The sequence below is a fragment of the Streptomyces sp. NPDC093065 genome (assembly GCF_044754585.1).
Taxonomy (GTDB): Bacteria; Actinomycetota; Actinomycetes; order Streptomycetales; family Streptomycetaceae; genus Streptomyces.
In genome coordinates, this window is record NZ_JBIVPJ010000012.1 from 53,004 (window position 1) to 67,449 (window position 14,446).

General features: G+C 72.7%; 8 protein-coding genes. 4 read left to right on the forward strand and 4 right to left on the reverse strand.

What is annotated here, in order from left to right; all coding sequences use genetic code 11:
* Window positions 1-162 precede the first annotated feature (162 nt).
* Entirely contained in the window at window positions 163-1,671 is a 1,509-nt protein-coding gene (gene rpsA / locus ACIQFU_RS21380) for a 30S ribosomal protein S1 (protein WP_373902114.1), read from the reverse strand.
* 558 nt (window positions 1,672-2,229) lie between these two features.
* Here rpsA and ACIQFU_RS21385 point away from each other — a divergent pair.
* Window positions 2,230-2,892, forward strand: a complete 663-nt coding sequence (locus ACIQFU_RS21385) for a class I SAM-dependent methyltransferase (protein WP_402553535.1) — start codon at window positions 2,230-2,232, stop codon at window positions 2,890-2,892.
* Window positions 2,893-2,974: 82 nt separating this feature from the next.
* Window positions 2,975-5,506: an ATP-dependent helicase HrpB gene (hrpB, locus tag ACIQFU_RS21390; RefSeq protein ID WP_402553537.1), complete on the forward strand. Its 2,532-nt coding sequence runs from the start codon at window positions 2,975-2,977 to the stop codon at window positions 5,504-5,506.
* A gap of 48 nt (window positions 5,507-5,554) precedes the next feature.
* On the opposite strand, the gene ACIQFU_RS21395 is transcribed toward hrpB, so the two are convergent.
* The 3 genes from ACIQFU_RS21395 to polA all read right to left on the reverse strand — a co-directional run bounded on the left by ACIQFU_RS21395 (window position 5,555) and on the right by polA (window position 11,172).
* The gene (locus ACIQFU_RS21395) at window positions 5,555-7,348 is read right to left on the reverse strand and encodes a lytic transglycosylase domain-containing protein (protein WP_402553538.1); all 1,794 of its coding nucleotides are present in this window, start codon (window positions 7,346-7,348) and stop codon (window positions 5,555-5,557) included.
* A 266-nt stretch (window positions 7,349-7,614) separates the two neighbouring features.
* Window positions 7,615-7,929 carry a hypothetical protein gene (locus tag ACIQFU_RS21400; protein ID WP_402553540.1) on the reverse strand — a complete coding sequence of 105 codons (315 nt, stop codon included), beginning with the start codon at window positions 7,927-7,929 and terminating at the stop codon, window positions 7,615-7,617.
* A 519-nt stretch (window positions 7,930-8,448) separates the two neighbouring features.
* Window positions 8,449-11,172 (reverse strand): DNA polymerase I, encoded by a 2,724-nt coding sequence (gene polA, locus ACIQFU_RS21405; protein ID WP_402553541.1) that lies wholly within the window; start codon window positions 11,170-11,172, stop codon window positions 8,449-8,451.
* Between the two features lie 211 nt (window positions 11,173-11,383).
* On the opposite strand from polA, the gene ACIQFU_RS21410 reads away from it, so the two are divergent.
* A complete protein-coding gene (locus tag ACIQFU_RS21410) occupies window positions 11,384-13,663 on the forward strand; it encodes an FdhF/YdeP family oxidoreductase (protein ID WP_402553543.1) in 2,280 nt (759 codons plus the stop codon).
* 97 nt (window positions 13,664-13,760) lie between these two features.
* A complete protein-coding gene (locus ACIQFU_RS21415; RefSeq protein WP_402553544.1) occupies window positions 13,761-14,249 on the forward strand; it encodes a PaaI family thioesterase in 489 nt (162 codons plus the stop codon).
* Window positions 14,250-14,446 lie beyond the last annotated feature (197 nt).

Below are 14,446 nucleotides of genomic sequence, written 5' to 3' on the forward strand. Positions count from 1 at the left end.
CCCTTGCGGGGTGGGGCATTCCCGAAGCGGCACACCCGGCAGGCCCGGAGGAACACACCGGCCCGGAGGAACACACCGAAGGGGCCGCACCTCGGAAGGTGCGGCCCCTCGGTCAACCGCTGTGCTTCAACCGCTGTGTGTCAGCGGCCGGTGTTCAGAGCTTCAGCTCTGGCCGCCGGCCAGCTTCTCGCGCAGCGCGGCCAGCGCCTCGTCCGACGCCAGGGCGCCGGAGTTGTCGCCGCCCTCGGAGGAGTACGAGCCGCCGCCACCACCACCGGACGCGGCCGGGGCCGCACCCGCGGTGTCGACACCCTCGGCAGCGGCCTTCTCGTCCGCCTCGCGGGACTTGATGACCTGCGCCTGGTGCTGCTCGAAGCGCTGCTGGGCCTCGGCGTACTGCGTCTCCCAGGCCTCGCGCTGGGTCTCGTAGCCCTCGAGCCAGTCGTTGGTCTCGGGGTCGAAGCCCTCGGGGTAGATGTAGTTGCCCTGGTCGTCGTAGGACGCGGCCATGCCGTACAGGGTCGGGTCGAACTCGACCGCCGACGGGTCGGCACCGAAGGCCTCGTTGGCCTGCTTCAGCGAGAGGCTGATGCGACGGCGCTCGAGGTCGATGTCGATGACCTTGACGAAGATCTCGTCGTTGACCTGAACGACCTGCTCCGGGATCTCCACGTGGCGCTCGGCCAGCTCGGAGATGTGGACCAGACCCTCGATGCCCTCGTCCACGCGGACGAACGCACCGAACGGAACCAGCTTCGTGACCTTGCCGGGCACGACCTGGCCGATCTGGTGGGTGCGGGCGAACTGCTGCCACGGGTCTTCCTGGGTCGCCTTCAGCGACAGGGAGACACGCTCGCGGTCCATGTCGACGTCGAGGACCTCGACGGTGACCTCCTGGCCGACCTCGACAACCTCGGACGGGTGGTCGATGTGCTTCCAGGACAGCTCGGAGACGTGGACCAGACCGTCGACGCCACCCAGGTCCACGAAGGCACCGAAGTTGACGATCGAGGAGACGACGCCGGAACGGACCTGACCCTTCTGGAGGGTGGTGAGGAACGTCTGGCGGACCTCGGACTGGGTCTGCTCCAGCCAGGCACGGCGGGACAGGACCACGTTGTTGCGGTTCTTGTCCAGCTCGATGATCTTCGCCTCGAGCTCCTTGCCCACGTAGGGCTGGAGGTCGCGGACGCGGCGCATCTCGACCAGGGAGGCCGGGAGGAAGCCGCGGAGGCCGATGTCGAGGATGAGACCACCCTTGACGACCTCGATGACGGTACCGGTGACGATGCCGTCCTCTTCCTTGATCTTCTCGATGGTGCCCCAGGCACGCTCGTACTGGGCGCGCTTCTTCGAGAGGATCAGGCGGCCTTCCTTGTCCTCCTTCTGGAGGACCAGGGCCTCGATCTCGTCACCGACGGCGACGACCTCGTTGGGGTCGACGTCGTGCTTGATCGAGAGCTCGCGGCTCGGGATGACACCTTCGGTCTTGTAACCGATGTCGAGCAGGACCTCGTCCCGGTCGACCTTCACGATGACGCCGTCGACGATGTCGCCGTCGTTGAAGTACTTGATCGTCTCGTCGATCGCGGCGAGGAAGGCTTCCTCGTTACCGATGTCGTTGACCGCAACCTGCGGGGTGGTGGCGGTGGTCTCGGTGCTGCTCGTCATGTGGGAAAGGGCTCCGGTACGGACATTGAAGTCGTAGGTACTGCTTACGCCGGGAGCCCGTTTCGCTCTGAAGAAGCCGGACAGCCAAGGAAGCGTCACCGAAATCCACTGGTGACGCCTCGAGAACCGAGGGGACATACAACAGATGCGAGCGCGACCTGCTACGTCTGAGGTGCGCAGGCCCGCAGCGCAACTTGTAGCATACGGGGGCAGCCGGGCAGGGTCAATGCACGAAGCCGCACACCCGGGGCGGATCCTCGCATACCCGGCACAAAAGCCGCCTCCGGAGGCCACACGGACCCCTGGATGCCTCGTGCGTGACACGCGGGGCGGGCGGCACGGAAGAGCCCGCAGACTAGTACGAGGGAGCCGGTCATCCAAGAGCCCGTAACGTCCGAGGCCGCGTCCGGGGCCGAGGGAGCCGAAGGATCCGAGCCCGAGGCCACCCGGCGTGCCGCCGGTGTCACGGAGAGTTCCCGAGCCAACCGCGGCTGGTGGGACCGGAACGCGGACGAGTACCAGACCGAGCACGGCACCTTCCTCGGCGACGACCGCTTCGTGTGGTGTCCCGAGGGCCTGGACGAGGTGGAGGCCGAACTGCTCGGCCCGCCGGAGGACCTGAAGGGCAGGGACGTCCTGGAGATCGGCGCCGGCGCCGCCCAGTGCTCGCGGTGGCTGACCGCCCAGGGCGCCCGCCCGGTGGCCCTCGACCTCTCCCACCGCCAGCTCCAGCACGCCCTGCGCATCGGCTCCGCGTTCCCCCTGGTGTGCGCCGACGCGACCGTGCTGCCCTTCGCGGACGGCTCGTTCGACCTGGCGTGCTCGGCGTACGGGGCTCTGCCGTTCGTCGCCGACCCGCGGCTGGTGCTGCGGGAGGTGCGCCGGGTGCTGCGTCCCGGCGGCCGCTTCGTCTTCTCGGTCACGCATCCGCTGCGCTGGGCGTTCCCGGATGAGCCGGGACCCGAGGGGCTGTCGGTGTCGGCGTCGTACTTCGACCGCACGCCGTACGTGGAGCAGGACGACGAGGGCCTCGCGGTGTACGTCGAGCACCACAGGACGCTCGGCGACCGGGTGCGGGACGTGGTGACGTCGGGGTTCCGGCTGGTGGACCTCGTGGAGCCGGAGTGGCCGGACTGGAACACCTCGGAGTGGGGCGGCTGGTCACCGCTGCGCGGGCACCTGATCCCGGGGACGGCGATCTTCGTCTGCGAACGGGACTGAGCCGGACCGTGCCGACCCGGGCGAAGGGCGCCCTGTCACGCGCGCGTGGAGGGCGGTTTCGCCGGCGTACGACACTGGGGTCGTGATCCGTTACGACGCCCTGGACGCGCTGCCCGTGCGCGGTGCCCTGCCCGCGCTGCACGACGCCCTGGAGGGGCACGGCACGGCGGTGCTGGTCGCGCCGCCCGGCACCGGCAAGACGACGCTGGTGCCGCTGGCCCTGGCCGGGCTGCTGGGCGGGGACGAGGCTCCCGCGCGGCGCGTGGTCGTGGCCGAGCCGCGGCGGATCGCGGCGCGGGCGGCGGCGCGGCGGATGGCGTGGCTGCTGGGCGAGCGGCCGGGCGCGAGTGTCGGGTACACGGTGCGCGGGGAGCGGGTGGTCGGGCGCCACGCGCGCGTGGAGGTCGTCACGACCGGTGTGCTGCTGCAGCGGCTCCAGCGTGACCAGGAGCTGACGGGCGTCGACGTGGTGGTGCTGGACGAGTGCCACGAGCGCCATCTGGACGCGGACACGACGGCCGCGTTCCTGTGGGACGTGCGCCAGACCCTGCGTCCCGAGCTGCGGCTGGTGGCCGCGTCGGCGACGACCGACGCGGAGGGCTGGTCCCGGCTGCTGGGCGGCGCGCCGGTCGTCGAGGCGCGGGGCGTGTCGTGTCCCGTCGAGGTCGTGTGGGCGCCCCCGGCGCGTCCGGTGCGTCCGCCGCACGGGATGCGGGTGGACCCCGCGCTGCTCGCGCACGTGGCGTCGGTGGTGCGGCGGGCGCTGGCCGAGCGGGACGGGGACGTGCTGTGTTTCCTGCCGGGCGTCGGTGAGATCTCGCGCGTCGCCGGGCAGTTGGGGGCGCTCGCGGACGTCGACGTGCTCCAGGTGCACGGTCGGGCGCCCGCAGCCGTGCAGGACGCGGTACTGGCACCCGGGGCGCGCCGCAGGGTGGTGCTGGCGACCTCGGTGGCCGAGTCGTCGCTGACGGTTCCGGGCGTGCGGGTGGTCGTGGACGCGGGCCTCGCGCGGGAGCCGCGGGTCGACCACGCGCGCGGGCTGAGCGCCCTGACGACGGTACGGGCGTCGCGGGCGGCGGCCGGGCAGCGGGCGGGCCGGGCCGGCCGTGAGGCGCCGGGGGTGGTGTACCGCTGCTGGGCCGAGGCGGAGGACGCCCGTCTGCCGCGGTTCCCGGCACCGGAGATCAAGGTGGCCGACCTGACGGCGTTCGCGTTGCAGGCGGCCTGCTGGGGCGATCCGGACGCGTCCGGTCTCGCGCTGCTGGACCCACCGCCGGGCGGGGCCATGACGGCCGCCCGGTCGGTGCTGGAGGCGGTCGGCGCGGTGGACCCGGCAGGCCGGGCGACGGAGCGGGGCGTGCGACTGGCCCGCCTCGGACTGCACCCTCGGCTGGGCCGGGCACTGCTGGACGCGCCGGAGCTGAGTGGTGGTGCCAGGGGCGACGCGGCCGAGGCGGTCGCCGAGGTGGTGGGGTTGCTGAGTGAGGAGGCGCCGCGGGAGTACGGGGACGATCTTCCGGCCGCGCTGCGGGCGGCCCGGCGTGGCGGGGACGCGTACGGGGCGCGGTGGCGGACCGAGGTGCGGCGGCTGCGGGGCGCCGTGGAGGGCGGGGACGGCGGGCGCGGGCGGCAGCGGGTCGGTGAGGAGGCCCTCGCCGGGCTGGTGGCGGCTCTGGCGTTCCCCGAGCGGGTGGCCAGGAAGGACGGCGGTTCGTATCTGATGGTGTCCGGTACCCGGGCGGAGCTGCCGGAGGCGTCGGCGCTGCGCGGGGCGCCGTGGATCGCCGTCGCCGTGGCCGACCGGCCCGTGGGAAGGGGACACGCGCGCGTGCAGCTCGGTGCGGTCGTCGACGAGGACACCGCCCGGCTCGCGGCCGGGGCGCTGCTGACGGAACGGGACGAGGTGCACTGGGCCGACGGCGACGTGGTGGCCCGGCGCGTCGAGCGGCTCGGGGCGGTGGAGCTGGCGGTGCGGCCCCTCGCCGACGCCGGCCCCGGTCTCGTGCGGGGCGCGTTGCTGGAGGGTTTGCGGCGGGAGGGGTTCGGGCTGCTGCGCCGGTCGGCCGACGGCGACCTGCTGCGCCGGCGGCTCGCGTTCCTGCGGATGCATCTCGGTGAGCCCTGGCCGGACGTCGGCGACGACGCGCTCCTCGCGCGCGCGGACGAGTGGCTGGAGCCCGAGCTGAGCCGGGCGCGGCGACGGGCCGACCTGGGGCGGATCGACACCGGGCAGGCATTGACGCGGCTGCTGCCCTGGGCCTCCGGGGAGGCGGGGCGGCTCGACGAGCTGGCCCCGGAGCGGATCGCCGTCCCCAGTGGGTCCAGGATCCGGATCGACTATGCCGACCCCGAACAGCCCGTCCTCGCGGTGAAGTTGCAGGAGATGTTCGGGCTCCAGCGGTCACCGGAGGTCGCCGGGGTGCCGCTCCTGGTGCATCTTCTCTCCCCGGCCGGCCGTCCCGCCGCGGTCACGGCCGACCTGGCCTCGTTCTGGAGGGACGGCTACAGGGGCGTACGGGCGGAGCTGCGCGGCCGGTACCCGAAGCACCCGTGGCCCGAGGACCCGGCCACGGCGGAGCCGACGCGGTACACGAAGGCCCGGCTCGCCAAGTGACCGCTGTCCGGCGGGGGTCGAGTGCCCCCGCCGGGCTTCGACCGGTGCCTACGCCTCCGGTTCGGTCGACGGCTCGGTGGACGGGGCGGACGGGGACGGGTCGGCCGACGGGTCCGGCGTGGATTCGGCCGCCTCGGCCACCTTCAGGGTGATGTCGAGCTTGCCGCCGCCCGGCGTGGTGAGCCGGAGGATGTACGTGCCCTCGGCGTCGTCCGCGTACAGCTTCGGCAGCTCCAGCAGGCCCTTGGCGTCGGTCTTCCGGCCGGTCAGGGTGCGCACGGCCTTGCCGTCGGCGTCCTTGAAGTAGGGGCCCTTGTCGTTCTCGGCCGGGTCGGTCTCCGACTTGACGAGGGTGGCGGTGACGGCGACCTTGTCCGCGACGGCGCCCTTGAGCGTGGCCTTCACCTCGACCGGGTCGGCGAACTCGCCGCCCGGCGTGCAGGTCAGCGCCGTCTCGGTGGTGCGGGTCAGGGCGTCGGCGACGCGCTCGGTGACGGTGGCCTTGTAGTCCAGGACCGGGACGGTGCGGCCGATCACGGTGGCGCGGACGGTGAATCCGCCGGTCTGCTCGCCCGCCACCAGCGCGGGCGCCACGGCCACGCCCGAGGCGTTGGTGGTGACCGCGGCGACCTTCTCGCCGCCGGTGAAGGTGGCGTCCGTGTCGCCCAGGACCGTGAAGCGGATGCGCACCTTGCCGACGGCGTCTCCGGCCTCGGTCTCGGCACGGGCGCTGATCTTCTCGGCGAAGGTGTCGCCCGCGGTCGCGGTGAGACCCTTGGTGCCGGCGTTCTCCAGGTGGTGAACGGTGTCGGTGGGCGTCGGGGTGGGCGTGGGGGTTCCGGTCGGCGGTGCGGGGTCCGTCGGGGGTTCGGTGCTCGGGCTGCCGGGGCCGGTGGGCCCGCCCGACGCCGGCGGCTTGCTCGGGGTCGGGTCCGGGCTGGGCGTCGACGCGCCCGGGGCCTGGGAGCTCGCACCCGTGCGGCCCGGCGAGGGACTGGCGCCCGCGCGGGTGTCGTCGCTGCGGCCGACCGGGAGGCTGCCGGTGCCGTCCGGGATCTCGTGGGTGCCCTTGCGGTAGTGCTCCAGCCACGACAGGACCGTGTTCAGGTAGTCCTGCGAGTTGTTGTAGCTGAGGATCGCGCGGTTGAGGTCGGCCTGGTCGGACAGGTTCCAGTCGTAGCGGCACAGGTAGTGGCCGGCGGCGAGTGCGGCGTCGTAGACGTTGTTGGGGTCTTCCTTGCCGTCGCCGTTGCCGTCGCGGCCGGCCCACGCCCAGGTGGACGGGATGAACTGCATGGGGCCGACGGCGTTGTCGTAGCTGCTGTTGCCGTCGTAGACGCCGTTGTCGGTGTCCTTGATGAGCGCGAAGCCGTTGCCGTCCAGCTGCGGGCCGATGATCCTGCCGATCGTGGTGCCGTTCGCGTCCACGCGGCCGCCGCGCGCCTGGCCGGACTCCACCTTGCCGATGGCGGCGAGCAGTTGCCAGGGCAGGTTGCAGCCGGGCTTGGCCCGGCGCAGCTCCGCCTCGGCCTTCTTGTAGGCGTCGAGGACGGTCGCGGGAATGCCGGTCTCGGTCGCGCCCAGGGACGTGGGCGTGCCCGTGGTCGGGGCGGGGCTGGGGCTGTTGAGGGGCGGCAGGTCGGTGTAGTAGGGCGAGTTGCCGGTGGCGCTCTCCGCGGAGGGCGTGTCGGACGTCGGCATGTTGTCGGCGGTGGTCTGTCTGCCGTTGCCGTCGGCCGTCACGTCGGGGGCCTGGGACGCGGACAGGGCCGCGACCGCGACCGCCGCCACGGTGGTGGTGACCGCCGCCTTGCGGAGCCTCCTGTCGAAATGCGCCGCCATAGAGTGAACCCCTCCCCTGGACGCCCGCGCGTCCTTCTCCGTCCGTCTTCTGCTGTCGTACTCGCCCGTTGTACCCGCTGTAACCGCCCTGTTGTGACGATCGACGGGCACCGACGGTTGCACCGCGCTCCTGCGAGCACGGTGATCGTCTGTTCGACCCGTACGGTGCCGCAGGCGACCCTACGACAACTTGCTTTGCACGGGCACCCGTTCACGCCCGATATTCACCACTTGGCCATATGCGCCCCGGGGCCCTGCGGCCGTACTCAGTACGGAGCGGGACCGCCGTGGCGCCCACCCGGGGTGTCGGCGGACGCGACGAACACGGTGAAGGTGCGGGCGGGGCGGGTGCGCGGCAGCAGGGTGAGGGCCAGCGCGAGGTAACCGCGGGCCAGGTCGGCCCACACCTGCCAGGCGGGTGTCTCGTGCGGGGCGCGGGCCGTGGAGGCCGCGAGGGCCCGGCGGTGGGCGAGTCTGCGGCGGAGGCCCTTCGCGGTGCGGTGCAGGGCCGTCGTGAGGGTGGTGGGGGTGCGGCCGGTACTTGCGCCCGGTGCGAAGACCGGGACGGGGAGATGTGGCACGCGGGCGGGTCCGTCTGTGCGTGCCCGTGCCGGTGTCGTCCGGTGGTGGAGCATGCGTATACCCATGCCCGCATCCTCTGGGGAGAGCGGGGGCGGGGCGTTTCCGCGGGGGCCAGCGGAGTGACGGGGGCGGTCGGGGTGAGGGAACGGGCAGGTCGGGAGGGTTGGTGGGTGGGGCCGGTGTTCCTGCGGGGCGGGCCCGTGCCGGGGTGTGCCCAGCACGGGCCTACGGCGGGGGCACCCGGCGGTGCGCGGCCCGGCGTTGCGGAGTGCCCCGCGTCGGCGCGGGCGCGGGGCGGGGGCGCGGCCCGGCGTTGCGGGGTGCCTCCCCCAGTGCCTGAACGGCCTGGGAGGTACCCCCACCGCCCACCCGTGCCGCCCCAGCGGCACGACTGCCCGCAGCGACGGCAGGAGCGGCGGCAGCAGCGACGGCTGTGCGACAGCGGCGCGGCAGCGGCAACGGCAACGGCAACGGCAACGGCAACGGCAACGGGAGCAGGGGTGTCCGCGGACTAGGGGTTAGTGTGCTGCCGACTCCCAGTCTCGGCCTGCGCCTACCGAGACGCCCAGGGGGACGCTGAGCTGTACCGCGTCGGCCATTTCGCGGCGGACCAGTTCCTCCGCCGCCGCGCGCTCGCCCGGGGCGATCTCCAGGACGATTTCGTCGTGGACCTGGAGGAGCATGCGGGACTCCAGGCCGGCCTCGCGCAGCGCCTTGTCCACGTTGAGCATGGCGATCTTGACGATGTCGGCCGCCGTGCCCTGGATCGGCGCGTTCAGGGCCATGCGCTCGGCCGCCTCGCGGCGCTGGCGGTTGTCGCTGTTGAGGTCGGGCAGGTAACGGCGGCGGCCGAAGAGGGTCGCCGTGTAGCCCGTGGCCCGTGCCTCGTCGACGACCCGGCGCAGATAGTCGCGCACGCCGCCGAAGCGCTCGAAGTAGGCGTCCATGAGGCCGCGGGCCTCGGCCGCCTCGATGTTGAGCTGCTGGGAGAGACCGAAGGCGGACAGGCCGTACGCCAGCCCGTAGGACATGGCCTTGATCTTGCGGCGCATCTCCGCGTCCACGGCCGACTGCTCGACGGAGAAGACCTGGGCCGCGGCGGTGGTGTGCAGGTCCTCGCCGGAGGTGAACGCCTCGGTCAGGCCCGCGTCCTCGGACAGGTGGGCCATCACCCGCAGCTCGATCTGGCTGTAGTCGGCCGTCATCAGGGACTCGAAGCCCTCGCCGACCACGAAGCCGCGGCGGATGGCGCGGCCCTCGTCGGTGCGGACCGGGATGTTCTGCAGGTTCGGGTCCGTGGAGGAGAGGCGGCCGGTCGCGGCCACCGTCTGGTTGAACGTGGTGTGGATGCGGCCGTCCGCGGCGATGGTCTTGATCAGGCCCTCGACCGTGACGCGCAGCTTGGCCTGCTCGCGGTGGCGGAGCATGATCACCGGCAGTTCGTTGTCCGTCTGGGCGGCGAGCCAGGCCAGGGCGTCGGCGTCGGTGGTGTAGCCGGTCTTGGTCTTCTTGGTCTTCGGCAGGTTCAGCTCGCCGAAGAGGACTTCCTGGAGCTGCTTGGGCGAGCCCAGGTTGAATTCTCGACCGGCCGCCGCGTGCGCCTCCTTCACCGCCTGCTGGACGGCGCCCGCGAACATCTGCTCCATGGCCTGGAGGTGCTCCCGGTCGGCCGCGATGCCGTGCCGCTCCATGCGGGCGAGCAGCGCGGAGGTGGGCAGCTCCACGTCGCGCAGCAGGTCTGCGGCGCCGACGTCCGCCAGGCGGCTCTCGAAGGCCTCGCCCAGGTCGAGGACGGCGCGGGCCTGCACCATCAGCGCCTCGGCCTCGGCGCCCTCGTCCGCGCCGAAGGCGAGCTGTCCGTCGGCCGCGGCGGCGGGGGCCAGCTCGCGGTGCAGGTACTCCAGGGACAGCGCGTCCAGATCGAAGGAGCGGCGGCCCGGCTTGACCAGGTAGGCGGCCAGCGCGGTGTCCATGCCCACGCCCGCGACGCTCCAGCCGTGCTCGGCGAAGACGCGCATCGCGCCCTTGGCGTTGTGCAGGACCTTCGGCCGGTCCGGGTCGGCGAGCCAGGCGCGGAACGCCGTCTCGTCGGCCTCGTCGGTCTCCGTCGGGTCGAACCAGGCGGCCTTCCCGTCGGCCGCGGCCAGCGCGACCTCGGTGACCGAGCCGGTGCCCAGCGCCCAGGTGTCGACCGTGGCCACGCCTAGCGGCTGGTCTCCGTGCCCGGCGAGCCAGCCGGCCAGCTCGCCCGTGCCGAGCACCGTGCCGTCCAGCTCCACGCCGTCCGCGACGACGGGGGCGGTCTCGGCCTCCTCGGCGCCCGGGTCGACGGCGTAGAGCCGCTCGCGCAGGGAGGGATTGCGGATCTCCAGGGTGTCCAGGATCACCGCGACACCCTTGCGGTCGTACGCGGTCCGCTCCAGGTCGGTGACCGTCCTCGGCAGCTCGACGCGCCGCTCCAGCTCGGTGAGCCGGCGGTTGAGCTTGACGGACTCCAGGTGGTCGCGCAGGTTCTGCCCGGCCTTGCCCTTGACCTCGTCGACGCGCTCTACCAGCTCGGCGAAGGACCCGAACTGGTTGATCCACTTCGCGGCCGTCTTCTCGCCGACGCCGGGGATGCCGGGGAGGTTGTCGGAAGGGTCGCCGCGCAGCGCCGCGAAGTCGGGGTACTGGGCGGGGGTCAGTCCGTACTTCTCGAAGACCTTCTCCGGGGTGAAGCGGGTCAGCTCGGAGACGCCCTTGGTCGGATAGAGCACCGTGGTGTGCTCGCTGACCAGCTGGAAGGAGTCCCGGTCGCCGGTGACGATCAGCACGTCGAAGCCCTCGGCCTCGGCCTGGGTGGCGAGGGTGGCGATGACGTCGTCCGCCTCGAAGCCCTCGACGGCGAAACGGGGCACGTGCATGGAGTCGAGCAGCTCGCCGATCAGCTCCACCTGCCCCTTGAACTCGTCCGGGGTCTTGGAGCGGTTCGCCTTGTACTCGGTGAACTCCTCGGACCGCCAGGTCTTGCGGGAGACGTCGAACGCCACCGCGAAGTGCGTGGGCGCCTCGTCACGCAGGGTGTTGGCCAGCATCGACGCGAAGCCGTAGATCGCGTTGGTCGGCTGGCCCGTCGCGGTCGTGAAGTTCTCCGCGGGCAGCGCGAAGAACGCGCGGTACGCCAGCGAGTGCCCGTCCATGAGCATGAGCCGCGGTCGGCCGCCGGAGGTGCTGTCGGTCTTCTTCGATGCTGTCTTCGCCACGACTCCGATCCTGCCATGCGCCACTGACAGTCGGCTCCGCCCTCGCCGTTCCGCGGCTTCCCGCATCGCCCCGCGCCGGGCCCGCGACCGGGACACCGCGGGTTCCGCAAGCTTTGCTCACCATCTCCGCCCCGCCCGGGCGGTCTCGATGTCGGCGGGGCGTGCGAGGATCGGAGACCTACTTCACAACGCGTAAGCGAAGGAGCGCGCGATGGCGACCAAGCCGCCCAAGGGTGATCCGGTTCAGGACGCGCCGCAGGTCTCGGAGCCCCAGCACGCGGCGGCGGGCATCCCGGCGATCGGCCACACCCTGCGGGTCGCGCAGCGGCAGATGGGGGTGAAGCGGACGGCGCTGACGCTGCTGCGCGTCAACCAGAAGAACGGCTTCGACTGCCCGGGCTGCGCCTGGCCGGAGGGCGACCACCGGCACAAGGCGGAGTTCTGCGAGAACGGCGCGAAGGCGGTGGCCGAGGAGGCCACCCTGCGCCGCGTCACCCCGGAGTTCTTCGCCGCGCACCCCGTGGCCGACCTCGCGACCCGCAGCGGCTACTGGCTGGGCCAGCAGGGCCGGCTGACGCACCCGGTGTACCTGCCGGAGGGCGGCGAGCACTACGAGCCGGTCACCTGGGAGCGCGCCTTCGACATCGTCGCCGGGGAGATCGCCGCCCTCGGCTCGCCCGACGAGGCCGTCTTCTACACCTCGGGGCGCACCAGCAACGAGGCGGCGTTCCTCTACCAGCTCTTCGCCCGCGAGCTGGGCACCAACAACCTGCCGGACTGCTCCAACATGTGCCACGAGTCGTCCGGCTCGGCCCTGTCCGAGACCATCGGCGTCGGCAAGGGCAGCGTCCTGCTGGAGGACCTCTACAAGTCCGACCTGATCATCGTGGCGGGCCAGAACCCGGGCACCAACCACCCGCGGATGCTCTCCGCCCTGGAGAAGGCCAAGGCGAACGGCGCGCGGATCATCAGCGTCAATCCGCTGCCCGAGGCCGGCCTGGAGCGCTTCAAGAACCCGCAGACCCCCAAGGGGCTCACCGCGGGCGCCTCCCTCACCGACCTGTTCCTGCAGATCCGCCTCGGCGGCGACCAGGCCCTCTTCCGGCTCCTCAACAAGCTGATCCTGGAGACCGAGGGCGCGGTCGACGAGTCCTTCGTCGAGGAACACACGCACGGCTACGAGGAGTTCGCCGCGGCCGCCCGTGCCGCCGACTGGGACGAGACACTCGCCGCGACCGGTCTCACGCGCGCGGAGATCGAGGAGGCGCTGCGCATGGTGCTCGCCTCGGAGCGCACCATCGTGTGCTGGGCGATGGGCCTGACCCAGCACAAGCACTCGGTGCCCACGATCCGCGAGGTCGTCAACTTCCTGCTCCTGCGCGGCAACATCGGCCGTCCCGGCTCGGGTGTCTGCCCGGTGCGCGGCCACTCCAACGTGCAGGGCGACCGCACGATGGGCATCTTCGAGCGGCCCGCGCCCGCCTTCCTGGACGCCCTGGAGAAGGAGTTCGGCTTCGCCCCGCCGCGCGAGCACGGCTACGACGTCGTACGGGCGATCCGCGCGCTGCGCGACGGCGAGGCGAAGGTGTTCTTCGCCATGGGCGGCAACTTCGTCTCCGCCTCCCCCGACACGGAGGTCACCGAGGCGGCCATGCGCCGCGCGCGGCTCACCGTGCACGTGTCGACGAAGCTGAACCGCTCGCACGCGGTCACGGGCGCACGCGCCCTGATCCTGCCGACGCTGGGCCGCACCGAGCGCGACGTCCAGGGCGGCGGCGAGCAGTTCGTCACCGTCGAGGACTCCATGGGCATGGTGCACGCCTCCCGGGGCCGGCTGGAGCCCGCGAGCCGGGAGCTGCTGTCCGAGCCCGCGATCGTGTGCCGGCTGGCGCGCCGGGTGCTGGGCGAGGACAGCCGCACGCCGTGGGAGGAGTTCGAGAAGGACTACGCGACGGTCCGCGACCGCATCGGGCGGGTCGTGCCCGGCTTCGAGGACTTCAACGCGCGCGTGGCGCACCCCGGCGGCTTCGCCCTCCCGCACGCCCCGCGCGACGAGCGTCGCTTCCCGACGGCCACCGGGAAGGCCAACTTCACCGCCGCGCCGGTCGAGTTCCCCGAGCTGCCCGAGGGGCGGCTGCTCCTGCAGACGCTGCGTTCGCACGACCAGTACAACACCACGATCTACGGCCTGGACGACCGCTACCGGGGCATCAGGAACGGCCGTCGCGTCGTCCTGGTCAATCCGGAGGACGCCCGGAAGCTGGACGTCGCGGACGGCTCGTACGTCGACCTGGTCGGCGAGTGGCGGGACGGGGTGGAGCGGCGGGCACCCGGTTTCCGCGTCGTGCACTACCCGACGGCGCGGGGCTGCGCGGCGGCGTACTACCCGGAGACCAACGTCCTGGTCCCGCTGGACGCCACCGCGGACACCAGCAACACCCCGGCCAGCAAGTCCGTGGTCGTCCGTCTGGAACAATCGGCGACCGACTGAGCGTTTGCTCAGCGAGGCGAGGTGAAGCAGCCGACCGGTCACCGCGACCGGTCGGCGGGCGCACAGACGGATCGACGCAGACGAACGGAGCCGGCCCATGGGCGAGCAGCAGCAGGTGCAGTTCCCGCAGGAGGTCATCGACGAGTACGCCGCGCTCGGCGTCGACCTGCCCGCGCTGTTCTCCGCCGGACATCTGGGGACGCGCATGGGCGTCCAGATCGTCGAGGCGTCGGCCGACCGGGTCGTCGGCACCATGCCGGTGGAGGGCAACACCCAGCCGTACGGGCTGCTGCACGGCGGCGCATCGGCCGTGCTGGCCGAGACGCTCGGGTCGGTCGGCTCGATGCTGCACGGCGGCGCCTCCAAGATCGCCGTCGGAGTCGACCTGAACTGCACCCACCACCGCGGCGCCCGCTCCGGTCTGGTCACCGGGGTGGCCACGCCGGTGCACCGGGGCCGGTCGACGGCGACGTACGAGGTCGTGATCAGCGACGGGCAGGACCGCCGGGTGTGCACCGCCCGGCTGACCTGCCTGCTGCGGGACGTGGCCCCCGGCGCCGGGGCCCCGACGGGCACGGCCGGCTGACACCCCGGCCGCACGGTCCGGGGCGCCCACGCCGCCCTTCCCGGCGCCCGTGCCCGCGACGTCACCCGTCCCGGCCGTGGACATTGCCCCCTGCCGCCGGGCGCCATGGCGTCGGGGCATGGGACGGGGAGGGGACCCTCGGCCGGGGGCGGCGTCGCTCGGGCGCCGCGCCGTGCGGGGACGGGCCGCGCCCGGAG